Here is a 22,868-nt window from a genome sequence, read left to right on the forward strand (position 1 = left end):
CCGACCACCGGACCGGACCGACCCCGGCCCGCCCGCCCTTCCCCGGGAGACCGCCATGCCCGTACACGCCCAGTCCGTCACGCACACCACCGCCGGATCCACGGCCGGGTCCGCCGCCGAGGACGTCCCGGACCCGTACCTCAAGCGGATCGAACCCCACGAGTTCCCGCCCTCCCGCACCGCCGGCCCCGACCGGGGCGACGGCCCCACCGGCTACGAACCCGCCTGGCACGGCGTGTGACCCGACCATGACCCCGCAGTCCCCCGACGAGAGGAACCACGCCGCCATGTCAGACCAGAACCGCTCCGAGCGCGAGTGCTACGGAATACGCGTCGAACTCGTGACCGACCCGGACGCGCTGCCCATGGTCGACCAGTTCTTCGGACCGCCCGCGACCGTCTTCGCCGACAGCGGCACCCGCCTCCACCTGGAGATCACCGTCTCCGACGAACCCCCGGCCGGCCCCACCACCGAACCCCCGCACAACGCCGACGTGCTCAAGGCCGACCCGATCGTCATCGACACCGGCGGCTCCCGCGCCGTCGTGGACCCGGCGGCCTGGAAGGCCACCGTCACCCTCGCCCGCGCCGACCTCGACAACCCGGTCGTCTGGGGACGCTGGATCCTCGAACGGCTCTTCCTCTACCTGGTCTGCCGCTCCGAGCGCCACTACCCCCTGCACACCGGAGCGGTCCGGATCGACGGCCGCACCGCCCTCATCTCCGCCCCCACCGGCGTCGGCAAGTCCACCTTCACCTACTGGGCCGCCCACCGCGGCGCCGTCCTGTGCGGCGAGGACATCATGGTCCGCCACCTCGACGAGGCCGAGCCCCGGGTGTGGGGCCACCCCCGGGTCACCTACCTCTCCCCGGACCTCATCGCCCGCTGCCCCGAACTGAACACCGCCCAGCGCACGGAGATCGACGGCGGACGCAAGTACCGGCTGGGCCTCACCGACGTCCCCACGCTCGAACTGAGCCCGGCCGCCCGCCCCGACGCGGTGGTCTTCCTCACCCAGGGGGAACCGTCCCTGCGCGACCTCGACCTCGACGAGGCCGTCGAACGCTCCCGCGACGACTTCTCCACCGCCAAGTCCGACCCCGGCCTCCTCGCCGCCGTCGAAACCGACCTGCGCACCGCACTGGGCGGACTGCCGGTCTGGGAACTGGGCCTCTCCCTGGACCTGGACGCCACCCACGACCTGCTGCGCACCGCCCTGGGCGCCCGGTGACGGCCGGACCACCGTCGGCGATCAGCGCCACCACGGCCGACGTACTGCGGTCCTCACCCCTCGGTGAGGACGCCCTCTCCCCCGGCGAACACACCAGGGCGGCCGCCTTCAAGAACCCCTCGGACCGCGAGGACTTCATCGCGGCCCACCTGTTGGTCCGCCTCCTCGCCGCCCACGTCGCCGGTGCCGACGCGCGGGACATGCACCTCGTACAGCACTGCGACCAGTGCCGAGGACCGCACGGCAAACCGGCCGTCCTCGGTCACCCGGACCTCGCGGTGAGCATGAGCCACGCCCGGGGCGTGGTCGCCGCGGCGGCCGGCCACCACCGCGTCGGCGTGGACATCGAGCCCCTCGGCTCCTCCCCGGTGCCGCGCCGGGCCATGGCCCACGTCCTCGCACCGGCGGAACTGCGCCGCCTGGAGGCCTCGGGCCCGTCCGCGCAGACCGCATTCCTCCGCACGTGGGTCCGCAAGGAATCCCTGATCAAGTGCGGGGTGACGGACCTGGCCGGCATGCAACGCATCGACCTCTCCGAGGTTCCCGACAACGGCCGGTATGACGACACGTGGCACCTCCTCGACTGGCGGACCGACAGCCCCGCCTGCATGGCGGCCGCCGTCGGCACCCGGCCGCTCCACCTCATCGGGCTGCCGGCCCTCCTCGCCCGGGACCCGGTGGCGGCATGACCCCCTGGCTCGCCTGCCCCGACCCCCGCCCGCGCGCCCGCCTGCGCCTCGTCTGCTTCCCGCACGCGGGCGGGTCGGCGGCTTTCTTCCACCGCTGGGGCAGGGCCCTGCCCGACATCGAGGTCCACGCCGTCCGCTACCCGGGCCGCGCGGACCGCAGCGCCGAGCCCCCGGCGACCGACGTGCTCCAACTCGCCCACGACACGGCCCAGGCCGTACTCGCCGGCGTCGACGGGCCCGTCGCCCTCTTCGGGCACAGCCTCGGCGCGACGGTGGCGTTCGAGACGGCCCGAGCCCTGCGCGCCGAAGGCGCCGAACCCGTCCACCTGTTCGTCTCGGGCTCCCGAGCCCCGCACCTGCCGCCCTCGGACCTCGCCCACCGCGCGGCCCGGGACGACGCCGGGATCCTCGCCACCCTCCGCGAACTGGGCGGCACGGACGACCGGCTCCTGAACACCCCCCTGTTCCGCGACGTGGTCCTGCCCACGATCCGCGGCGACTTCCACCTCGCCGACACCTACCGCCACCACCCCGCCGCCCCGCTCAGCTGCCCCCTCACCGCCCTGGTCGGCGACACCGACCCCGAGGTCTCCGCGGCCGACTGCGCCGCCTGGTCCCCCCTCACCCGCGGCCCCTTCACCCACCAGGTCCTGCCCGGCGACCACTTCTACCTCGCCGCCGAACCGCCCTTCCCCGTCCTCCTCGACCGACTCTCGACGACGGGGGCCGAGCCCTGGGCACACGACGGGTGCCGCCGATGACCGGAAACAGCGCCGACCAGGCCCACGGAGGATCCGTCACTCCGGGCGACCCGCTGGTAGCGTCCCGCCTCATGTCAACGTCGAACACACCTTTGTATGTAGCTGCCGACATCCACGGGCACCGGGACGAATTCCGACAGGTGCTCCGTGACGCGGGACTGGTCGACTCCACGGGGCGGTGGTCCGCGGGGAACGCACGGCTGTGGCTGCTCGGCGACTACGTGGACCGCGGTCCCGACGGCATAGGCGTCATCGACGATGTCCGGAAACTGACCGACGAGGCCGCCGCCGCGGGCGGCCACATAGGAGCCCTGCTCGGCAACCACGAGGTCCAACTGCTCGCCGCCCACCGCTTCGGCGACACGACCGTCGCGGGATGGAAGCAAGAAGGTGGCTTCCACGGGGGCTGGGCCCGCTTCGGCGGCCGCGAGGACGACCTGCGCCGCCTCACCCCGGACCACATCGCCTGGATGACCGGCCTGCCCGCCCTCGCCCTCGTGGACGACCACCTCCTCATCCACTCCGACACCGCCCGGTACCTGGAGTTCGGGTCGACCGTCGAGGAGGTCAACACCGCGGTGTCCGACATCCTGGACTCCTCGGACGCCTCCCTGTGGCTGGAGTTCTGCTACCGGATGAGCGCCCGGGGGGCGTTCCGCGACGCCGAGTCCGCGCACGCCGACGACCCTGTCTCGGTCATGCTGCGCACGCTCGGCGGCGACGTACTCGTCCACGGGCACAGCACGCTCACCAAGTACTTCGACGTCGCCCCGGCCGACGTCCGGGACGTCCTGCGCTACGCCGACGACAGGGTCGTCGCCATCGACGGCGGCGTGTACGAGGGAGGGCGCATCCTCCTCGCCCGCCTCTCCTGACCCGCCGGGAGCAGGGTCAGGCCCGGGCCCGGGCCTGACCCTGCTTCCGCCGGAGGCGGCCACAGCCGCCAGGCACGTGGCCACGCGCCGTGCGTCAATACCGGCAGGGCCGGACGCGCAGCAGCTCGGTCCGCAGTACGGGTGTGCCGTCGACCGGTGCCGGGTCCTCCGCGGTCGGCACGATGCCTCCGGCGGCGGTCCTGTCGAGTGTCGTCAGGCCGTCGGCGCCGACCGTGCCGAACACGGTGTAGTTCGGTCGCAGCGCGGAGTCGCCGTACACGACGAAGAACTGTGAACCGTTCGTGTTCGGACCGGCGTTGGCCATCGCCAGCAGGCCGCGCCCGTAGACGCGGCGCGCACCGGTCGGATCGGTCGGCGCCGGCGGCAGGTCCACCGGCAACTCGTCCTTGTACTTGTACCCGGGCCCGCCCTCACCGGTACCGGTCGGGTCGCCGCACTGCAGGACCTTGAGCGTCGGATACGCCGTCAGACGGTGGCACACCGTGCGGTCGTAGAACCCGTGCCGTGCCAGGTGCAGGAAACTCTGCACCGTACAAGGCGCCTTGGCCCGGTCCAAGCGCAGCGGGAGCGAGCCCTGGCTGGTCGGCACCGCCACGTCGACGGTGCCACGACTCGGGGTGCGCCGCGGGTCGGGCGGCAGCGGAACGCGGCGCGCGGGCGGCTCGTCCGGGGTCTGCGTGTACTGGCAGGGGCCGTGCGTGGTGCGCGGCGGAACGCCGTCGGAAGCGGTGGCGACACTCCCCCCGGACACGACTAACGCCACTGCCGCGAATGCGCTGATCAGTACTCGTTTCATCTCGCACGCCTTCCCGATGATCGCCAGGTTTCGGAGCGGTCGCAGTCTAGGGTGCGGCGTGGTCGGCGGGAGGGGCACTTCCGGCCGACTGCGGGCACCCGTTCCGCACGAAGAGGCGGGCGGAACGGGCCCGCCCGAGCCTTGACGGGGTGGGCCCGTTTTCGTCGTTTCCCGAGGTTCCGACCCCTCAGACCGCAGGCGGGAACCTGTCCCAGGCCCGATGCTCGGCCAAGGCCGCGGTGACGGTCCGGACGACCGCCGTACCGTCCTCGTCCAGGGCGATACCCGGGTCGTCGGCCGTGATGCCGACGGTCTCGAGGAACCGGTCCGCGCCGTTCCAGCCGCCGATGGCCTTGCCGTGCCGGTACGCCTCGGTGACGAGCAGGAGCACCCGCGGGTCGACCGCTCGCGGGGACCGGGCGGTACCGGCCTTGGCGTCGCGGGCGCCGTACGCGTCCGCGCCGGCCTGGGGCGCGCCGGCGAGCAGGAGTGCGTCGAATTCGGTGGAGCGGGCGGCGGCGTAGGTGCGCCGAATGGTGATCGGGTCACCGTGGGGATCGAGGGCGCCGCCGGTCGGGGCGATGACGAGGGGCACCATGCCCGTGTCGAGGACGGCTTGACGAGCGGCCCGTACGCCGTCCAGGTCGGCCGCGGCATCCGCGATGATGCCGATGACCGTACCGGCGCCGCGGTGAGCGGCGATGCGGCAGCTCATGTCACCGATGGGCCCCAGGCCCATGACGGCGACGCTACCGCCCCGCGGAACGGCCGCGTACTCGACGGCCTGCCAGGCGGTGGGCAGGACGTCGGACAGGTAGACGAAGCGGTCGTCGGGCGGCCCGTCAGGCACCCGGACGGGAAGGGAGTTTCCGAACGGAACGCGCAGGTACTGGGCCTGTCCGCCCGGTACCTGGCCGTAGAGCTTCGTGTAGCCGAAGAGCGACGCGCCCGTGCCGTGCTCGTGGACCTGTGTCGTCTCGCACTGGGAGTGCAGCCCTCGGTCGCACATGAAGCACGACCCGCACGAGATGTTGAAGGGGATCACCACCCGGTCCCCCGGCCTCAGCGAGGTGACGTCCGGTCCTACCTCCTCCACGATGCCCATGGGTTCGTGGCCCAGAATGTCACCGGGGTCGAGAAACGCCCCGAGAACCTCGTAGAGGTGCAGGTCCGAGCCGCAGAGGCCGGTGGTGGTGATCTTGACGATCACGTCGTCGCGGTCGCGGATCCTGGGGTCGGGCACGGTGTCGACGCGTACGTCCCGCTTGCCGTGCCAGGTGAGTGCCCGCATGACGCCTCCTCGCAGACGGTGCTGCTTCGCTTCGTCGGTTCCTGCTGCGGCCGAGCCCCCACGGTGCGGCTGCCCCGCGCCGGGGCGACGAACCGTACGGTGCGCGCCTTCCACTGCCCGGGGCCGGAGGCAACACAGCGGGTGACCGACCGGAACGCCGGCGCGTCGTGGCCGTCGCGGCACGGGATCGGTGGTAGGCCGGGCGAACAGCGGCCACAGCCACCGGCCGGGGAGTCCTGACGGATCGACGTCGGAGCGGTGCGGCACATTTTCGCTGACCTTAGAGTGCTACGGGTGCCGAGAGACGGCTGGAAGCAGGGGTCATGGATCAGGACGGAACCGCAGCGTCCGAGCAGCCCGGCCCGGGCCCGATCAGGGCGTCCGCCGAGTTCCATGGCTCGGAGAGGATCGCCGACGCCCGGCGTATGGCCCGGTCCTTCCTCGACGAGGCGCAGTCGCTTCACGGCCTGCAGATCTCCGCTCGTGCGGCCGACGCGGTGATGCTGGTGGTCAGCGAGCTGGTGACCAACGCCCGCACCTACGCGCCCGGAGCGTACCGGCTGGCGCTCGAGGTGCGGGACGGCTGTGTCGAGGTGAGCGTCTGGGACGGCGACCCCGCCCCGCCCGCCCTCCGGCTGCCCGACCCGCTGCGGATCGGGCAGCACGGTCTGGAGATCGTCAACGCGGCTTCCCGGAGCTTCCACGTCCGCAGAGCCGCCGGAGGCAAACGGGTCACCGCAAGCATCTCGCTTTCCGACAGGGACCAGCGGGGACCGAGCCATACCGACTGACCTGCCGAGGCCAGGGCGGTCGGGGCGGTCGGGACCCGGCGGCCGCGACCGGATCCGCTGCTCCACCTCGCAATGAGAGCTGCCGGTCCGAAATGCGTGAGATGCGACGGGATCGGGGTACGCGCACCATGACCGTGACATCACACCGTCGATGGAGGGTTCCGTCATGCCCCGAGGTTCCAGCCCGAAGCGCGAGCGTCAGTACGAACACATCAAGGAGTCCGGTGAGGAGCGCGGCATGTCGGAAGGCCGCGCGAAGGAGATGGCCTCCCGAACGGTGAACAAGGAACGGGCCCGTTCCGGGGAGAGCAAGACGGCGAGCCGCAGTTCCACCCAGGGCAAGTCCGCCTCACAACGCGGCGGTGAGAAGTCCCGGGGAGGCGGCGGCTCCTCCGAACGCACCAAGGACGACCTCTACCAAGAAGCGAAGAAGCGCGGCGTCGAGGGTCGCTCCACCATGACCAAGCAGCAGCTCAAGAACGCCCTCGGCCACTGACCTGGGAACACACCCTCGGGGGCGGCGTCGCTGCCGGGCACCGAATCGGCGTGGGCCTCCACCCATCTTCCGCAGCACATCACCTCCGACGCCGGCCCCGACGGCGTCACCGGCCGCTGGGACACCCGCGAACAGGAAGCCATGGCCGACCGCATCGAGGTCCAGGTGGAACGCTTCGCACCCGGCTTCCGCGGACTCATCGGCGCCCGTCGCATCCTGGCCCCCAGCACCTTGCAAGCCATGGGCGAGAACCTGCGCAACGGCGCCATCGACAACGGCACCACCGCCCTCCACCAACAGGCGGTCTTCCGCCCCACCCCCGGCGGCGGCGTCCACGGCGCCCCCGGGGCGAACGCCGCACGGGCCGGCCTGCGCGCCCACGGGCTCCACGCCCTCCTCCACCGCGCCCCACGCGTGTGACGCGCACGGCCCCACCCACGGCCACGCACGAGTGACACCGGGCCGTCGTGCGCGTGCCTCGGGCCGTGCCGGGTACGCGCGTCCCATGCCCTCCTCCAAGAAAGCCGACGCCGCCCCGTGGAACGACAGCACGCTCGCACTCCTGGTGCACGGTTACGCGTGGCTGCCCAACCGGATGCGCCGCAGCCTCGACGGCACGGTCCGGACCCGCCTGATGGGACGGCCCGCGATCGCCCTGCGCGGCCCGGACGCTGTCGCCTTCTTCTACGACGAGAAGCACGTCGTACGCACCGCGGCCCTGCCGGACCCGGTCCTGGACACCCTCTTCGGTCAGGGCGCCGTCCACACCCTCGACGGTGACGCGCACCGCGTCCGCAAGGCGATGTTCATCGCCCTCCTCAAGGACGGCGCCTCAGTCGCCGCACTGGGCGAGTGCGTCACCCGGCGGTGGCGCGAGGCGATGGCCGGCCGGAAGCAGGACCGCGTGGTGCTCTTCGACGAGGCCGCCGAGGTCCTCGCCCTTGCCGTCCGTGACTGGGCGGGCGTACCGCTCTCCGACGAGCAGGCCGCCGACCTGGCACGCGACTGCACGGCCATGGTCGACGGCTTCGCCACCCCCGGCCCCCGCCACCTGCGCGCCCGCCGGGCACGGCGCCGCCAGGAAGACGCGCTCGCCGGCCTGATCACCGATGAACGCACGACCCCCCAGGGGCACGTCAACAGTTCGGCACTGGAGACGGTGGCCTGGCACCGCGACCTGGACGGAAACCTCCTGGACGCGCGCACCGCCGCGGTCGAGCTGCTGAACATCATCCGGCCCACCGTCGCCATCGCCTGGTTCGCCACGTTCGCCGCACACGCACTGCACCGATGGCCCCAGCACCGCGACCTGCTGCGAAGCGACACCGCGGGCACCTACGCCGAGGCGTTCGCCCACGAGGTACGGCGCTTCTACCCGTTCGCCCCCTTCGTCGCGGGCCTCGCCGCGCAGGACCTGACCTGGCACGGGGAGCACGTTCCCAAGGACGCCCTGGTCCTGCTCGACCTGTACGGCCAGAACCACGATCCCGCCCTGTGGGAGGAGCCGTACCGGTTCGACCCGCGCCGCTTCTCGAGCCCCGAGGGGCCGCGCGACCCGATGGACGACCTCGTCCCCCAAGGCGGCGGCGACCCGGCACGCGGCCACCGCTGCCCCGGAGAGGACATCACCGTCACCGCGCTCGCGGCCCTCGCGACGGAACTGGCGCGACTCGACTACGAGGTTCCCGACCAGGACCTCGGGATTCCCCTGTCCCGCATTCCCACGATCCCCCGGAGCGGCTTCCGACTCCGCCTGAGGTGACCGGTCCGCGCAGGTCGCCCCCGCGGGACGGCGGGGGCGACCTGCGCGGACGGACGTACGGACCTCGGTAGCTGTCGCGTCCGCCGGTCTTCGCCGGCTCGACGCCGCGCCTCACGACCGGAGGGTCAGCTCCGCACACCGGGTGACGACGGACGCGAGTTCCGGCCCGTCGGCGCGCAGCCGGCGCTGGGTGCGGGCGCCGTTCCCGCGTTCGTGCAGGTGCGTGATGCCTTCCCGGACCCGCTCGTCGTCGCCGTGGTCTTTCAATGCCGTGCGCACGTGCTGGTACAGGGCCTCGACCGCGTCCTCGGCAGACGTCTCCCGCATGGTTTCGGGGTGCAGCAGGGGTCCGTCCAGGCCGGAACGTCCGGCCCGCCAGGAGGCCAGGCGCAGCAGACTCGTACCGATCCTGGCCGGTGGTCGTCCGTCCTGCCAGGCGCGGGCCGCCGTCTCGACCAGGCCACGGATGAGGGCTGCCAGCAGGACCGGCGTGGAGGCGTCCAGGCATACGTCGGCGACGCGGACCTCCACGGTGGGGTAGGTGGCCGACAGACGGGCGTCGAAGTAGATCATGCCCTCGTCGCGCAGCGCTCCGGTGTCGATCATCGCGCGGACCTGCTCGTGGTAGCGGTCGGCGGAGCCGAAGACGTCCACCGGACCGGCGGACGGCCACCGGTTCCACACGCGGCTGCGGTAGCTCCCGTACCCGCTGTCCTCGCCCTGCCAGAAGGGCGAGTTCGCGCTCATCGCGGTCAGGACGGCCAGCCAGGGCCTGATGCGGTCCAGAACGGCTACGCCCTCTTCGTCCGACGCGACCGACACGTGGACGTGGCATCCGCAGGTCAGCTGCTCCTGCGCGGTCAGTCCGAACTGCTCGCCCATCCACCGGTAGCGTCGTCCGACGTTCAACGACGGCTTGACGGGCAACGGGGATGTCGCGACCGCCGCCACCACCGCTCCGGCACTCGCCGCGTGGTGGGCCGCCTCGCCGCGGATGCGGACGATCTCCTCCTGGAGCTCACGCATCTCGGTCACCGGTTTCGTGGCGAACTCCAACTGCTCCTTGTGCAGTTCCTTCTCGAACTCGTGGTCCCGTCGAGCGCTCGTGCCGGGGCGCTGCCAGGCCGAACGCTCCGCGGCTGCCAGCACCGCCCCGGACACGGCGAGCGGGGCGCCACTGTCCGCGTCCACGAGCAGCAGCTCTTCCTCCACACCTACGCTTCGCATGACGCCGCCTGTGGATCGAACCGTCAGATACCCCGCACCTGCCCTGGCTCCCCTCGACCATGCCGCCGCCCCGCCTGATCACCTCGTGACGGGATCAGCCACCCTCGAATCCGAAGACCCCGGCCAAGGCCGTTTCCTGCTCCTCGACGTCCCCCGCGCTGCGGGCGATCACCGCGTACCTCCAGGAACGGCCGTCGGTCGGCGCGTCCGCGTACAGCACGACGCCCTCGCCGCGCCCCGGATCGAACGCGAGGTGGGCAGCGCGCAGTCGGGCGAGGGCCCCCTCGAAGTCCAGCGGGTCACGCGTCCGGCCCCTCGCGATCGACCATGCCGGAGGCGGCGCGGCCGATCCCCCGGTCAGCCGGGTGACCATGGCGTGGGGAGTGGTCGTGGCCGTGCGGCGGACGTTGCTCTCACTCGCGTACGGGAGGCCGGCCGTGTCCACCAGGGCGTCGAGCCCGAAGGGACCGGCGAATCCGTGGTCGGCCAGGTGGCGTCCCAAGGTCGTCCCCCATCCCGCCAATTCGTCGGCCACGTGCGCGCAGGACGGCGGCAGCGGAGAGGCGTATCCCGTGAAGGATCCTTCAACCGTGCGCATCGCGCCGCTGAAGAGGGCCCGCACTCCGTGGGCTGCCGCCTCCATCTGCGTACTGACCGACTCGGCGACGTCGAGGCACTCCTCCACCACCCAGAGGCCCTCGGGCCCGCCGACCGTGTCGAGCAGCAGGCTTCCCTGGCCCTTCAGGCCGTCGCGGGACACGAAACGCATCCCGTGCCCACCCGCCGAGCGGTCGGGCTTCACCACGACACGCTCGTGGTCCCGAAGCAGTGCGCGCACCACGCCTTCGGCCTCCGGGCGACGGCACGTCCGCCCCGTCGGCAGCCGCATGCCCACCTGCTCGGCCGTCTCGCGGAAGCCGGTCTTCGTGTTGAGCAGCATGGTCATGCGCAGCGCGTCCTCGGCGGCTTCGAGCGTCGGGTACGGGTGCACCGTGATACCGACCTCACGGGCGAACGCGATCGCCGACGCGTCCGACGCGGTCGGCAACAGCGCGGCCCCCCGGTCACCTGCGAGAGCCCGGACCTGCTCGACGAGGCCGGCCTCGCGGACCGCCCGAGCCAGGGGGACGGCGCCGGCGGGCGGCACCTCGACGATCGCCACCGATTCCGGAGGCACCCCTGTCAGGCCGTACACGTACCGCAAGAACTCCCGGCTCAGCGGCACAGGGGTGACGAACACATCCCCCGGCCGGAGCAACCAGGCCTTCCGCGGCGCCTGCTGCGCCCACTGCGTCAGGATCTGCCCCTCGTCGAGATCCACCGCCAAGTCGGAGAGGAAGTTCGCGAAAACGACGATCGGGCCCGTATCGGTCACTGCTCTGCTTCTATGGTCGCCGTACGGCCGTCCACGGCCGGCGGGGGCGGGCCACCCACTCCACGAACGTGGAGGCCGGGCAGGGCAAGGCTCCCACGTCTCGAGCCCGGCCACCCCGCTCCGCGCACGGCCCCTGTCCTCGCTGGTCGGCGCCGCCTACGCGGGGTCGACCGGGCCCGCGACGCGATGGGTGTCGCCGTCGAACGCGCTTCGGTCGGGATTCCAGGAGGGCCTCGCTTGACGGGTGGACGGCACGACAGATAGGGAGAGGCTGTTCATCGCGCAAGGTGTGAAACGGGGGACGTATGAAGCCGCTCGAACCGGGGGATCCCCCCTCGCTGGGCGAGGGTAGGTACCGGCTGGTGGGACGGCTCGGTCAGGGAGGCATGGGCGTTGTGTACCTGGGCCGCTCCCGGTCCGGTCGTGCGGTCGCCATCAAGGTCGTGCGTCCCGAGCTGAGCACCGAGCCCGGGTTCAAGCGCAGGTTCGCCGACGAGGTCGCGGCGGCGCGGCGGGTCGGCGGTTTCCACACCGCTCCGGTGGTGGACGCGGACCCGGACGGGGAGCCGGCCTGGCTGGTCACGGCGTTCGTACCCGGCCCCACCCTGCAAGCGGTACTCGCGCGCGTCGGATCGCTGCCCCTGGACACGCTCACCGTCCTCGCGGCCGGCCTGGCCGAGGCGCTCGACGCGATCCACCGCGCAGGGGTCATCCACCGCGATCTGAAGCCCGCGAACATCATCGTCGCCGAGGACGGGCCGCGAGTCATCGACTTCGGCATCGCGCGCGCCCTGGACGGCACATCACTGACACAGACCGGCCTGCAGATCGGCACGCCCGGTTTCCTGGCACCCGAGCAGCTCACCGGGAGCAGGGACCTCACCCCCGCGGTCGACATGTTCGCTCTGGGGGTGGTGCTCACCCAGGCGGCGGGGGGCGCCCCCTTCGGTGACGGCCCGTCCGCGGCCAGGCACTACAAGGTGGTCCACGAAGAGCCGGACCTGACCGCCGTGCCCGTCGAACTCCGCGAAGCCATCGGCGCCTGTCTGTCCAAGGACCCGGCGGCGAGGCCCACCCCGGCCGCCTTCCTCGGTGGTCTCACCGTCCGCCACGCGGACGGCGCCTCCTGGCTGCCGGAAGCGGCCACGCAACTGCTCCCGGTGCCCGTCCCGGAGCCGGAGCCGATCCCGGTCCCGCCGGTTCCGATCCCGCCGGTTCCGATCCCGCCGGTTCCGGTCCCGGTCCCGGAAAGCCTGTCGGAGAACCGGCGGGACACGTCGGAGAACGCCCCGGACGACGTCCGGCTGCCGGGCGCCGCCCCGGCCGTCGTCGCGGAGCCCCGCACCGAACGCTCACCCACCGTGCCGGGGCCCGGCACGCAGCCCTCCCTCACCCCCGCGCAGGTCCCGCCGACCGATGCGGGGAAGGGGCGGCGTCGCCGTGCGGTACTCGCTGCGGTGCTCGTGGCATCTCTCGCGGCCGCCGGCCTGTTCGTGTGGCAGCCGTGGAACCACTCGACCAAGAACGGTTCCAAGGGCCGCGCCTCCTCACCCACCGGATCCGCGCCGACCCCCGCGCCGTTCCCGGCCGAACCGTTGCTGATCCGGCAGGACACCGCCCCGGGCTGGCCCGGAACGTGCCACGGCGTCATCGCCCGTCGGGACGCCTCGGCGGAGAAGCCCGTGGAGCTCATCGCGGGCGGCGCGGGCACGTGCGACATGCTGCCCCAGTGGTCCCCGGACCACCGGTCGTTCGCGTTCACCCGCAGCACGCCCGAGGGCACGGCCGTCTGGATCGCCGATGCCGACGGCTCGAAGGCGCGCCGGATCACCTCCATCGCCGGCGGCAGGGTGTCCTGGTCGCCGGACGGCAGCCGGCTCGCCGTGCTGCGCAAGAAGGACGGCGTACAGCAACTGTTCGTGGTCGACGTCGCCGACGGCGCGGCTCGCCAGCTCACCTCGGGCGGGAGCCAGGTCGAGGATCCCGCGTGGTCGCCGGACGGCAAGAGCATCGCGGTCTGCCTGCAGACAGGCGCCGGGAACTGGCAGATCCACGTGGTCGATCCCGCCGTCCCGGACCGCGCCCCGCGGCAGGTGACACGGCTGCCGCACGCGGCGCAGGACCCGGTGTGGTCACCCGACGGCGCCACCCTCGCCTACACGGCCGGAACCTACGGCACGGGCACCCAGGGCGACATCCGCCTGGTGAACGCGGACGGCAGCGACGATCGCGAACTGATCGCGGGCAGCGCCCACGAGATGGACCCCGTCTGGTCCCCCGACGGCACGTGGGTGGCCTTCGTCCGCGGCCCCTACGAACAGCCCACGATCTGGGCCGTGCGCGCGGACAGGACCGGCGAGCGCGCGCTCACCGCCGGCGGTGCCGCCGAAGGGCATCCTGCCTGGCGCTGAGAGCGAAGGCGGCCACGCGGCGTCCCCGCGTCCGCGGCGTCCCCTCGTCCGCGGCGTCATCGCTCGGCGCCGCCCCGACCGCCGGTGTGGCCGGGGGCCTCGTCGGCGCAGGGGGTTCGTCGTCCTGATGAGCGCCTTCCAGAAGGTCGAACATCCGGTCCATGACCTTCTGGAAATCAGTCCACGGGGACGTCGGGTCCTGGGCGTCGACAAGGGTGTACGCGGGGCCTGCGCCCGCTCGGTTCGAGGTCATGTTCCACCTCTTGGCATCAGCGGCCGGCTCGGTACCGGTGCGTCTCGCGCGCGTCGAGCGTGCCCGGGGCACTTGCCCCGATACCGGGGGCTCATGCGCGCTCCCGGCGGCCGCAACGCACCAGGGTCGGTCGGACCACTGACACCTGCGGTGCCCCTCGGCGGGCAGCGCGCAGGTCTGACGCCTCCCGTGGGTCGGCCGACAGCCTCTTCGCCCACGAGGAACAGCGCCGGCGCGACCACGCCGACGTCCTGCTGGTCCACACCGACGCTTCCGCGGTGCGGATCAGGGCGCGTCGGGCACGTGGACCTGTAGGACGCAGATATCGTCCCGGTTGCCCGGACGCCGCCCGGCCAGGGTCTTGGCGAGGTAGCCGTTCCGGCCCTCCCGCACGAGCCGCAGCGCCGTGTCGGAGAGCCGGTCGAGCCCGACCCCCAGGTCCTCGCGAGGCTCCTCCACCAGGCCGTCCGTGTAGAAGAGCAGATGGTCCCCCGGCAACAGCTCGGTGACCTGCTCCTCGTACACCGAAGCGGCCGCCGCGCCGAGGAGGCTGCCCTCGGGCTGGGGGAGGTAGACCGCCCGGCCGCCCCGGATCAGCAGCGGCGGGAGATGCCCCGTCCGCACCCAGGTCAGCCGCTGGTCCCAGGGCTGGTAGCGCCCCATGACCATGGTCGCGGTGGCGCCGTGGGCATCCCCCGCCGTGTGGAGCAGGAGCGTGTTGAGCCGGGCCAGGACCTCCGACAGGGGTGATCCGGTGATGCTCATGCCTTTGGCCGTGAACCTCAGCTGGGCCATCGTGCCCACAGCCGACAGGCCGTGGCCGGCGACGTCCCCGACGACGAACAACGCGCTCCCGTCAGGGAGTTCGATGGCGGAGTACCAGTCGCCCCCGACGTTCAGCCCGCTCTCTGCCGGGACGTAGGCCACGTCGACGCGCAGACCGGCCAGCTCGAGGGACTGCTCGGCGATCGGCAGGAGGGTGTCCTGGAGTCTTGCGGCCAGGGCGCGCTCCGCCTTCAGCATGCCCCGCTGGACGAGATTGGCGCGTTCGCTCTCCTTCAGGGCCGTCTCGGCGCCCCGCTGCGCGGTCAGGTCCTGGAAGAAGCCGTGTACTTCCACCGGATTGCCGTCCGCGTCCCGCTGGCCCTCGGCGACGATCCGCAGGTGCCGGACGCCGCGTGCCGTGGCGATCCGGAAGGGCTGGTCGATGGCCCCGCCGTCGCCCAACAGGCGCTGCACGGCCGCGCCCAGTTCCGGCAGATCCTCCGCCAGCAGGTGACTCGGCAGCTCCTCCAGGCGCATGGGGCCCAGAGCGGGATCGCGGTCGAAGATCGTGTAGACCTGGTCGGACCAGCTGATCGTGTCCGTGGTGAGGTTCCAGCCCGCCCAGCCGAGGTTGCCCAGGCGCTGCATGTCGTCCAGCCTGCGGGTCTCACGTTCGTCGGTGTCGTGCCGGATCCACGTCACGATCAGACGGTTCCTCAGCTTCGACGCCCGGACCGAGTAGACGGACTGCCGCGGGGCTCCGGCGGCCACTTCCTCATAGGTGAAGGGCTCGCTCTCGTAGACGGCGCCCGTGGTCAGCGTGTCCAGGTACCCCTCCCAGACGTCGCTGCCCGCCACCGTCGGGTACGTCTCCAGGATCTTCCGGCCGATCAGCTGTCTGCCGTGCCGACCGGCCACGTCGAGGGCCTCGGGCGCCGCCGCGTCGATCCGGTAGTCCTCCACCTGTCCCGTGGGCGAACGCAGCGGCGTCAGCAGCACCGCCGGCCCCGGCAGGGCGTCGAAGATCGCTTGGACGTCCTCGACGTCCTGCTGGAGGGGGTCGGGCCGGTCGGAGTCCCGGTCTTCCCGCAAGGGGCCGGTGCACAGGCCGACCGCCCGCCGGAGGAGGGTCCGGGTGCGCGCGTCGAAGGGGCCCGGCCGGGTACGGAAGAATCCGACGACGGCCGTCACCGGCCGACTCCCGGGTACGGGGAGCCACGCGCGGGAAGGCCACCGCTCGGGCGGCTCACCGATCAGCAGGTACCGGACGGCGTCCCGCGCCAGGTCTTCGAGCCACACCGCCTCCTCGGCCTCGATGGCCTCCAGTGCCGCGACACCGCTGAGCGGGGGGGATGTGGCTCCATTGCTCGGCCGTGGCGTCGTCCACGCCCGCGTGCCCGGTCAGCTCCAGGCTTCCGGCCGGGGCAACGGTGTAGATCATCACCGCGGCCACGTCCTCCGTTTCGCCGAGCACGTATCGCAGCAGGCCCGCGATCTCGGAGGGGGCACGTACGTCGGCGGCCGTCAGGCTTTCGGCCAAGCGGGCAAGGAGCGCCCGATGGCCGGCTCGGGGGCCGACCCCACCGGAGAGGACGTAGCGACCGGTGTCGAAGGGGGTGTGCTCCACTACGGGCACGGCTGCACGAGCGGCCCGCTCGGCGGCCTTCGGCGGCGTCCCCGCCCAACCGGCACCGACCTGGCCCTGGGTGATCCAGCATTCCTCCAGCAGGGTCCGGCGGTGTCGCGCGGCACTGTCGAGCAGCTCCTGATACGCGGCGTCCGGCGGTAGGCCCGTCCGGGCCATCACCATGCCCTTGGCACGCTCGAGGACGGCTGTCATCGACGCCTGTGCCTCCAGGTCCACGACCTCGGCACGGAGCCTGGCGACCACGTTGGCCAACGCCAGCATCTCGGGGCTCGCGCCGCCGCCTGTGGGTAGCACGGAATCGCCCTCCATAGGTCGAGCATGCCACGCCCCACGGCCGTTGTAACCGGCCCGACCGCGCGGCGCCCTGGGCGGTCTGGGCCGGGCCCGCACGGGGAAGTGTGGGTTGGTGGAGGAGATGGACCGTCGTGGTTCCGTCGCTCGAGGCTCCGCCGTCGTTCGCGGACGGTCAGCGGCATGTGTGTGCCCGACGAGCGGGGCAGCTCCCTCCGACATCAGCCGTACGCGGTGTCCGGGTCGACATCCAGCAGGCTCGCGGCCTGACTCGACGTGCACGTCCGCCTCCCCGGCTACCTCCCGCCGGATATCTCATTCCACTGTCCGAATACTGGAATCCACTCGTCGCTGCGCGATCCGGGCCCCTAGGGTGGCCGGTGCAGCTGGTTCGCCCCGTCCGCCAGGCGGGATGCGTCGTAAGAGGGAACCCGGTGGGAATCCGGGACTGCCCCGCAGCGGTGAGCGGGAACGACCGCCGTCATACGCACTGGGACCGGCCAACGGTCCTGGGAAGCGACGGCCAGTAGGTGCCCGCCGGGAGACCGGCAGGCGTGCCCGCGAGTCCGAAGACCTGCCCGTTGCCCGCACGCGGACGTATTCCGCATGCGGATGTCCCGGTGACCTCGTGGGCGGGTCGGCGTACACAGCGAGCGGCACGTGCGGTGTTCTCTCCCGCGGCGTGGTCCGCACGTTCTGTCGTCCCTTCGCGTCCGCGTCCCGTCGTCCGGGATGTTCTGGACACATCTCGCGAAGGAGAGTTCCGTGACAGCGAAGTCCGCAGCCGCGGCAGCACGAGCCACCGTGTACGGCTACCCCCGCCAGGGACAGAACCGCGAACTGAAGAAGGCGATCGAGGGCTACTGGAAGGGCCGCGTCACCGCCGACGCCCTCCGCCGGACCGCCGCCGACCTGCGTCGTGCGAACTGGCAGCAGCTGGCCGACGCCGGCATCACCGAGGTGCCCACCGGCGACTTCTCGTACTACGACCACGTCCTGGACACCAGTGTGATGGTCGGCGCTGTCCCCGATCGGCACCAGGAGGCCATCGCCGCGGACGCCCTCGACGGCTACTTCGCGATGGCGCGGGGCACCCAGGACGTGGCCCCCCTGGAGATGACCAAGTGGTTCGACACCAACTACCACTACCTGGTACCCGAACTCGGCCCCGACACCGTCTTCACCGCCGACTCCGGCAAGCAGGTCGCCGAGCTGAAGGAGGCCCTCGCGCTCGGCCGGTCGGCTCGCCCGGTCCTCGTCGGCCCTGTCACCTACCTGCTGCTCGCCAAGCCCGCCCCCGGCGTCGCCGCCGACTTCCAGCCGATCACCCTGCTCGACCGGCTGCTGCCCGTCTACGCACAGGTCCTTGCCGACCTGCGCGCCGCCGGCGCCGAGTGGGTGCAGCTCGACGAGCCCGCCCTGGTCCAGGACCGCACCCCGGCCGACCTGAACGCCGCCGCCCGCGCCTACCGTGACCTGGGCGCCCTCACCGACCGGCCCAAGCTGCTGGTCGCCTCCTACTTCGGCCGGCTCGACGACGCCCTCCAGGTCCTCGCCGCCGCCCCGGTGGAGGGCCTTGCCCTCGATTTCACCGACTCCGCCGCCTCGAACCTCGATGCCCTCGCCGCGGTCGGCGGGCTGCCGGGTAAGCGCCTGGTCGCGGGTGTCGTCAACGGTCGCAACATCTGGATCAACGATTACCAGAAGTCGCTGACCACCCTCGGCACCCTCCTCGGCCTTGCCGACCGGGTGGACGTCGCCGCGTCCTGCTCCCTGCTGCACGTGCCGCTGGACGCCAACGCCGAACGGGACATCGACCCGCAGATCCGGCGGTGGCTCGCCTTCGCCCGACAGAAGACCACCGAGATCAGCACCCTCGCCCGCGGTCTCGCCCAAGGCACCGACGTGATCGCCGCAGAGCTGGCCGCCAACCGCGCCGACCTGGCCTCGCGCGCCCATTCCGCCATCACCCACGACCCTGCCGTCCGGGCCCGCACCGCTGCCGTCACCGACGCGGACGGCCGCCGCTCCCAGCCCTACGCGCAGCGCACTGCCGCGCAGCGCGCCCACCTGGGACTGCCCGTACTACCCACCACCACCATCGGCTCGTTCCCGCAGACCGACGAGCTGCGCGTGGCCCGCGCCGACCTTCGGGCCGGCCGCATCGACGCGGCCGGGTACGAGGAGCGGATCGAGAACGAGATCCGCGAGGTGATCTCGTTCCAGGAGAAGACCGGCGTCGACGTGCTGGTACATGGCGAGCCCGAGCGCAACGACATGGTCCAGTACTTCGCGGAGCAGCTGACCGGCTACGTCGTCACCCAGCACGGCTGGGTGCAGTCCTACGGCACCCGCTACGTCCGCCCGCCCGTCCTGGCCGGCGACATCTCCCGGCCGGAGCCGATGACCGTTCGCTGGACGACGTTCGCGCAGGCTCAGACGCCGAAGCCGGTCAAGGGCATGCTCACCGGTCCGGTCACCATGCTCGCCTGGTCCTTCGTACGCGACGACCAGCCGCTCGGAGACACCGCCCGCCAAGTGGCGCTCGCCCTGCGCGACGAGGTGAACGACCTGGAGGCAGCAGGCACTTCGGTCATCCAGGTCGACGAGCCGGCGCTGCGCGAGACCCTGCCTCTGCGGGCCGCGGATCACGCCGAGTACCTGGCCTGGGCGACCGAGTCGTTCCGGCTCAGCACCAGTGGTGTGCGGCCGGACACCCAGATCCACACGCACATGTGCTACGCCGAGTTCGGCGACATCGTCCAGGCCATCGACGACCTCGACGCCGACGTCATCAGCCTGGAGGCCGCCCGCTCCCACATGCAGGTCGCGGACGAGCTGGCCGAGCACGGCTACCCCCGTGAGGCCGGCCCGGGCGTCTGGGACATCCACTCCCCGCGCGTCCCGAGCACCGACGAGGCCGCCGGCCTCCTGCGCAAGGGGCTGGACGCCATCCCCGCCGAACGGCTGTGGGTCAACCCCGACTGCGGCCTGAAGACCCGTGGTTGGACCGAGACCCGAGCCTCCCTGGAGAACCTCGTCGCCGCCGCCCGCGAGGTCAGGGCGGAGCTGGCGGTCGGCAACGGCTGATGCCGCGCGTCCGGGCCGGGCGCTTCGGCGTCCGGCCCGGACCGGCCACGACCGGACAGGAGCGACGCAGGCCCGGCAGACGGGAAGGTCTCAGGTGGCGAAGCGGAACAGCCGTTCTCCGCGACGGCGTAGGCATTGAGCTGTCTACGCCTGGCCGGCAAGGCGGCGTCCTCGGTCCAGGGGTCCCGCGAAAGCGGCCACCGGCCACGTTGGGAGACACGACGTCAGTGGGGCCTGGCAGACCCCGCCATGGTCCCAGCGGTGGTAGCCGGCGGCGTCCCCTTCGTCGCCATGCACTGGCGGGGGGGGGACGGCCACGACATGAACAGCCGCGCCGTGTACGAGGAGGTGGTGCGCGAGGTCGTCGCGGAACTCGGTGCCCGTGTCGAGGCCGTGGTGGCCCGCTGAGAATACGGAACGGTGGGGACGCGACGACACCACTCGCCACTCCCCCACCGTTCCTGCGTACCTCCGGCGCACCCTCAGCCCCGGAGTCGTGCCGGGCCCCTCAGACCCGGCCGTATGTGTGGAAGCCGCGGCCACTCTTGCGGCCGAGCAGCCCGGCCTGCACCATCCGCGACAGCAGCGGGGGCGGGGCGTACAGCGGTTCCTTGAACTCCTCGTACAGCGACTCGGCGATGGCCGCGACGGTGTCCAGGCCGATCAGGTCGGCGAGTTTGAGCGGGCCCATGGGGTGGGCGCAGCCCAGCTCCATGCCGGCGTCCACGTCGGCGGCGCTCGCGAACCCTGATTCGGCCATGCGGATGGCGGAGAGCAGGTACGGGATCAGCAGCGCGTTGACCACGAAGCCGGCCCGGTCCTGGGACCGGACCGTGGTCTTCCCGAGAGCCTCTTGGGCGAAGGTCTCCACTGTGGCGAGGGTGTCCGCCGACGTGTGGAGGGAGGAGACGACCTCGACCAGGGGGAGGACGGGGACGGGGTTGAAGAAGTGGAGTCCCACGACCCGGTCGGCGCGACCGGTGGCCATGCCCAGCCGCATGATCGGGATGGCCGAGGTGTTCGTGGCGAGGATCGCCTCCGGATCCGCGACGATCTTGTCCAGGGCCGTGAAGATCTCCGTTTTGGCTTCGGGGTTCTCGGTGACGGCCTCGATCACGAGCTGCCGGTCGCCGAGGTCCTCCAGGTCCCCGGTGCATACGAGCCGGGCCAGGGCATCCTCGGCGGAGAGGCGGTCGAGCTTGCCGCGCTGAACCGCTCGCTCCAGGGAGACGGCCACGCGTTGACCGGCCGCTCGGGCGGCGGTGGCGTCCGCTTCGGCCACGACGGTGTCGAGTCCGGCGCGGGCGCATACCTCGGCGATGCCCGCGCCCATCTGGCCGCCGCCGACGACACCGACTCGCCGGATACCGGCAGGCTGCGGGAGGGCGTTCACGCGTTCACCTGCGCGGGGGCGCGGCGGACCAGGTGGCGGGCGTAAGCGTCAGGCGTGAAGAACAGCGCGAGCTGCACCGAAAGCGCGGAGTCCACGAAGACCTCACGGGCTTCGAGGGCGAGCGCCTGCGGGTCCTCGGCCTCCAGCGCCGCGCATTCGGCGTCGAGGAGGTCGATGACCGTACTCCGGTCCACCCGGTCGTGGCGCAGCCACTGCCAGATCTGGACGCGGGCGATCTCGGCGGTGGCGGCGTCCTCCATCAGGCCGTTCAGTGCGACGGCGCCACTGCCGCGCAGCCAGGCGTCGAAGTAGCGCAGCGCCACGGCCACGTTGGAGCGGATGCCCTCGGAAGTCGGCGGAGCCGCGATCCTGCGGACGGACAGCAGGTCGGCGGCCGTGACCTCGACGTCCTCGCGCGTGCGCTCCAGCTGGTTCGGCCGGTCCGCGAGGACACCGTCGAAGACCTCCCGGCAGAGGGGGACGAGGCCGGGGTGGGCGACCCAGGAGCCGTCGAAGCCGTCCTCGGCCTCCCGTTCCTTGTCGAGCCGGACCTTCGCGAACGCGGCGACGTTCACGTCCGGGTCCTTGCTGGGGACGTGGGCTGCCATACCGCCGATGGCGTGGGCGCCGCGCTTGTGGCAGGTGCGCACGAGGAGTTCGGTGTAGGCCCGCATGAAGGGGGCGGTCATGGTGACCGAGGCCCGGTCGGGGAGCTGGAAGTCGGTACGGTGGCCGAAGGTCTTGATGAGGCTGAAGAGGTAGTCCCAGCGGCCGGCGTTGAGGCCGGCACTGTGCTCGCGCAGTTCGTAGAGGATCTCCTCCATCTCGAACGCGGCGGTGATCGTCTCGATCAGCGCCGTGGCGCGGACCGTGCCACGGGGGATGTCGAGGAGGTCCTGGGCGAAGACGAAGATGTCGTTCCACAGGCGGGCCTCGGTACGGTTCTCCAACTTCGGGAGGTAGAAGTACGGGCCGTACCCGGCGTCGATCTGCCGCTGCGCGCAGTGGAAGAAGTACAGACCGAAGTCCACGAGCGAGGCGGACACGGGACGGCCGTCGACCTCCAGGTGCTCCTCGGTGAGGTGCCAGCCGCGCGGGCGGACCATGATGGTCGCGAGGTCCGCGCCGAGGCGGTACTCCTTGCCCTCGGTGGTGGTGAAGTCGATGCGGCGCTCGATGGCGTCGAGCAGGTTGAGCTGACCGCCGACGACGTTGTTCCAGGTGGGTGCGGTGGCGTCCTCGAAGTCGGCCATCCAGACCTTGGACCCGGAGTTCAGCGCGTTGATCGCCATACGGCGCTCCGGCGGGCCGGTGATCTCCACTCGGCGGTCGGTCAGCCCGGGGGCGGGCGGGGCCACGCGCCAGTCGGTGTCGGCGCGGACAGCGGCCGTGGCGCGGGAGAAGTCCAGCGGCGTCCCGGACGCCAAGTGGGCGGAGCGGCGGCGGCGTTCCTTGAGGATTTCCAGACGGCGGTCCGCGAAGGCGGCGTCGAGCCGGCCGATGAACTCCAGGGCCTCGGGAGTCAGTATCTCCTCGTGGCGCTCAGCCGGCGCGCCGAGAACCCGGACGCTGCTGATCAGGGGCATGAGTGACATGAGGTTCTTCTCCTCAGCGTGGGGCGGCGGGCGCCCAAGGGAAACCCTCGGGCGCCGTCGGACGACGATCGGTGGAGCGCCGAGCTGGGCCCGGCCGGACCCGGAG

General features: G+C 72.1%; 18 protein-coding genes, 2 pseudogenes and 1 riboswitch. Of the genes and pseudogenes, 12 read left to right on the top strand and 8 right to left on the bottom strand.

Going from position 1 to position 22,868, the window contains the following annotated elements; genetic code table 11:
- Window positions 1–55: 55 nt before the first annotated feature.
- The 5 genes from ACGFYY_RS04450 (at window position 56) to ACGFYY_RS04470 (ending at window position 3,557) form a co-directional block, all read left to right on the top strand.
- Window positions 56–241, top strand: coding sequence for a hypothetical protein (locus tag ACGFYY_RS04450; RefSeq protein WP_393707028.1), 186 nt, complete (start codon window positions 56–58; stop codon window positions 239–241).
- A 46-nt stretch (window positions 242–287) separates the two neighbouring features.
- Window positions 288–1,232, top strand: coding sequence for a hypothetical protein (locus ACGFYY_RS04455; protein WP_393707030.1), 945 nt, complete (start codon window positions 288–290; stop codon window positions 1,230–1,232).
- A complete protein-coding gene (locus ACGFYY_RS04460; RefSeq protein ID WP_393707032.1) occupies window positions 1,229–1,921 on the top strand; it encodes a 4'-phosphopantetheinyl transferase family protein in 693 nt (230 codons plus the stop codon). Before ACGFYY_RS04455 ends, ACGFYY_RS04460 begins: the two co-directional genes overlap by 4 nt.
- The gene (locus ACGFYY_RS04465; protein WP_393707034.1) at window positions 1,918–2,682 is read left to right on the top strand and encodes a thioesterase II family protein; all 765 of its coding nucleotides are present in this window, start codon (window positions 1,918–1,920) and stop codon (window positions 2,680–2,682) included. Before ACGFYY_RS04460 ends, ACGFYY_RS04465 begins: the two co-directional genes overlap by 4 nt.
- Window positions 2,683–2,753: 71 nt before the next feature.
- Window positions 2,754–3,557: a metallophosphoesterase gene (locus ACGFYY_RS04470; protein WP_393707036.1), complete on the top strand. Its 804-nt coding sequence runs from the start codon at window positions 2,754–2,756 to the stop codon at window positions 3,555–3,557.
- 94 nt (window positions 3,558–3,651) lie between these two features.
- Here the strand turns inward: ACGFYY_RS04470 and ACGFYY_RS04475 are convergent, their stop codons facing one another.
- Window positions 3,652–4,374, bottom strand: a complete 723-nt coding sequence (locus tag ACGFYY_RS04475; RefSeq protein ID WP_393707037.1) for a peptidylprolyl isomerase — start codon at window positions 4,372–4,374, stop codon at window positions 3,652–3,654.
- A gap of 187 nt (window positions 4,375–4,561) precedes the next feature.
- Window positions 4,562–5,665: an alcohol dehydrogenase catalytic domain-containing protein gene (locus ACGFYY_RS04480; RefSeq protein ID WP_393707039.1), complete on the bottom strand. Its 1,104-nt coding sequence runs from the start codon at window positions 5,663–5,665 to the stop codon at window positions 4,562–4,564.
- A 323-nt stretch (window positions 5,666–5,988) separates the two neighbouring features.
- On the opposite strand from ACGFYY_RS04480, the gene ACGFYY_RS04485 reads away from it, so the two are divergent.
- From ACGFYY_RS04485 to ACGFYY_RS04500, 4 genes and pseudogenes are all read left to right on the top strand, one after another.
- Window positions 5,989–6,456, top strand: coding sequence for an ATP-binding protein (locus ACGFYY_RS04485; protein ID WP_393707041.1), 468 nt, complete (start codon window positions 5,989–5,991; stop codon window positions 6,454–6,456).
- Between the two features lie 166 nt (window positions 6,457–6,622).
- Entirely contained in the window at window positions 6,623–6,952 is a 330-nt protein-coding gene (locus ACGFYY_RS04490) for a plasmid stabilization protein (protein ID WP_393707042.1), read from the top strand.
- A gap of 9 nt (window positions 6,953–6,961) precedes the next feature.
- Window positions 6,962–7,372: pseudogene (locus ACGFYY_RS04495) on the top strand (NAD(P)/FAD-dependent oxidoreductase); the annotation flags it as partial.
- An 85-nt stretch (window positions 7,373–7,457) separates the two neighbouring features.
- Window positions 7,458–8,714 (top strand): cytochrome P450, encoded by a 1,257-nt coding sequence (locus ACGFYY_RS04500; protein ID WP_393707044.1) that lies wholly within the window; start codon window positions 7,458–7,460, stop codon window positions 8,712–8,714.
- A 111-nt stretch (window positions 8,715–8,825) separates the two neighbouring features.
- Here ACGFYY_RS04500 and ACGFYY_RS04505 read toward each other — a convergent pair whose 3' ends face one another.
- Entirely contained in the window at window positions 8,826–9,941 is a 1,116-nt protein-coding gene (locus ACGFYY_RS04505) for a glutamate--cysteine ligase (RefSeq protein ID WP_393707046.1), read from the bottom strand.
- A 94-nt stretch (window positions 9,942–10,035) separates the two neighbouring features.
- Window positions 10,036–11,316 carry a peptide ligase PGM1-related protein gene (locus ACGFYY_RS04510; RefSeq protein WP_393707048.1) on the bottom strand — a complete coding sequence of 427 codons (1,281 nt, stop codon included), beginning with the start codon at window positions 11,314–11,316 and terminating at the stop codon, window positions 10,036–10,038.
- 305 nt (window positions 11,317–11,621) lie between these two features.
- On the opposite strand from ACGFYY_RS04510, the gene ACGFYY_RS04515 reads away from it, so the two are divergent.
- Window positions 11,622–13,727, top strand: a complete 2,106-nt coding sequence (locus ACGFYY_RS04515) for a protein kinase (protein ID WP_393707049.1) — start codon at window positions 11,622–11,624, stop codon at window positions 13,725–13,727.
- A gap of 538 nt (window positions 13,728–14,265) precedes the next feature.
- Here ACGFYY_RS04515 and ACGFYY_RS04520 read toward each other — a convergent pair.
- Window positions 14,266–16,044 carry a PP2C family protein-serine/threonine phosphatase gene (locus tag ACGFYY_RS04520; protein ID WP_393707051.1) on the bottom strand — a complete coding sequence of 593 codons (1,779 nt, stop codon included), beginning with the start codon at window positions 16,042–16,044 and terminating at the stop codon, window positions 14,266–14,268.
- Complete coding sequence (locus ACGFYY_RS04525) at window positions 15,992–16,702, bottom strand: ANTAR domain-containing protein (protein ID WP_393707052.1); 711 nt, start codon at window positions 16,700–16,702, stop codon at window positions 15,992–15,994. Before ACGFYY_RS04525 ends, ACGFYY_RS04520 begins: the two co-directional genes overlap by 53 nt.
- Window positions 16,703–17,104: 402 nt before the next feature.
- Window positions 17,105–17,260, top strand: a riboswitch (cobalamin riboswitch).
- A gap of 189 nt (window positions 17,261–17,449) precedes the next feature.
- Here ACGFYY_RS04525 and metE point away from each other — a divergent pair.
- Window positions 17,450–19,774, top strand: coding sequence for a 5-methyltetrahydropteroyltriglutamate--homocysteine S-methyltransferase (metE, locus tag ACGFYY_RS04530; protein WP_393707053.1), 2,325 nt, complete (start codon window positions 17,450–17,452; stop codon window positions 19,772–19,774).
- A gap of 231 nt (window positions 19,775–20,005) precedes the next feature.
- Window positions 20,006–20,176, top strand: a pseudogene (locus ACGFYY_RS04535) (dihydropteroate synthase); the annotation flags it as partial.
- Between the two features lie 106 nt (window positions 20,177–20,282).
- Here the strand turns inward: ACGFYY_RS04535 and ACGFYY_RS04540 are convergent.
- Window positions 20,283–21,167, bottom strand: coding sequence for a 3-hydroxybutyryl-CoA dehydrogenase (locus ACGFYY_RS04540; protein WP_393707054.1), 885 nt, complete (start codon window positions 21,165–21,167; stop codon window positions 20,283–20,285).
- Window positions 21,164–22,762, bottom strand: a complete 1,599-nt coding sequence (gene aceB, locus ACGFYY_RS04545) for a malate synthase A (RefSeq protein ID WP_393707055.1) — start codon at window positions 22,760–22,762, stop codon at window positions 21,164–21,166. The genes ACGFYY_RS04540 and aceB overlap by 4 nt, the downstream gene beginning before the upstream one ends.
- Between the last annotated feature and the right edge of the window lie 106 nt (window positions 22,763–22,868).

The organism is Streptomyces sp. NPDC048331, assembly GCF_043201215.1.
Lineage (GTDB): Bacteria > Actinomycetota > Actinomycetes > Streptomycetales > Streptomycetaceae > Streptomyces.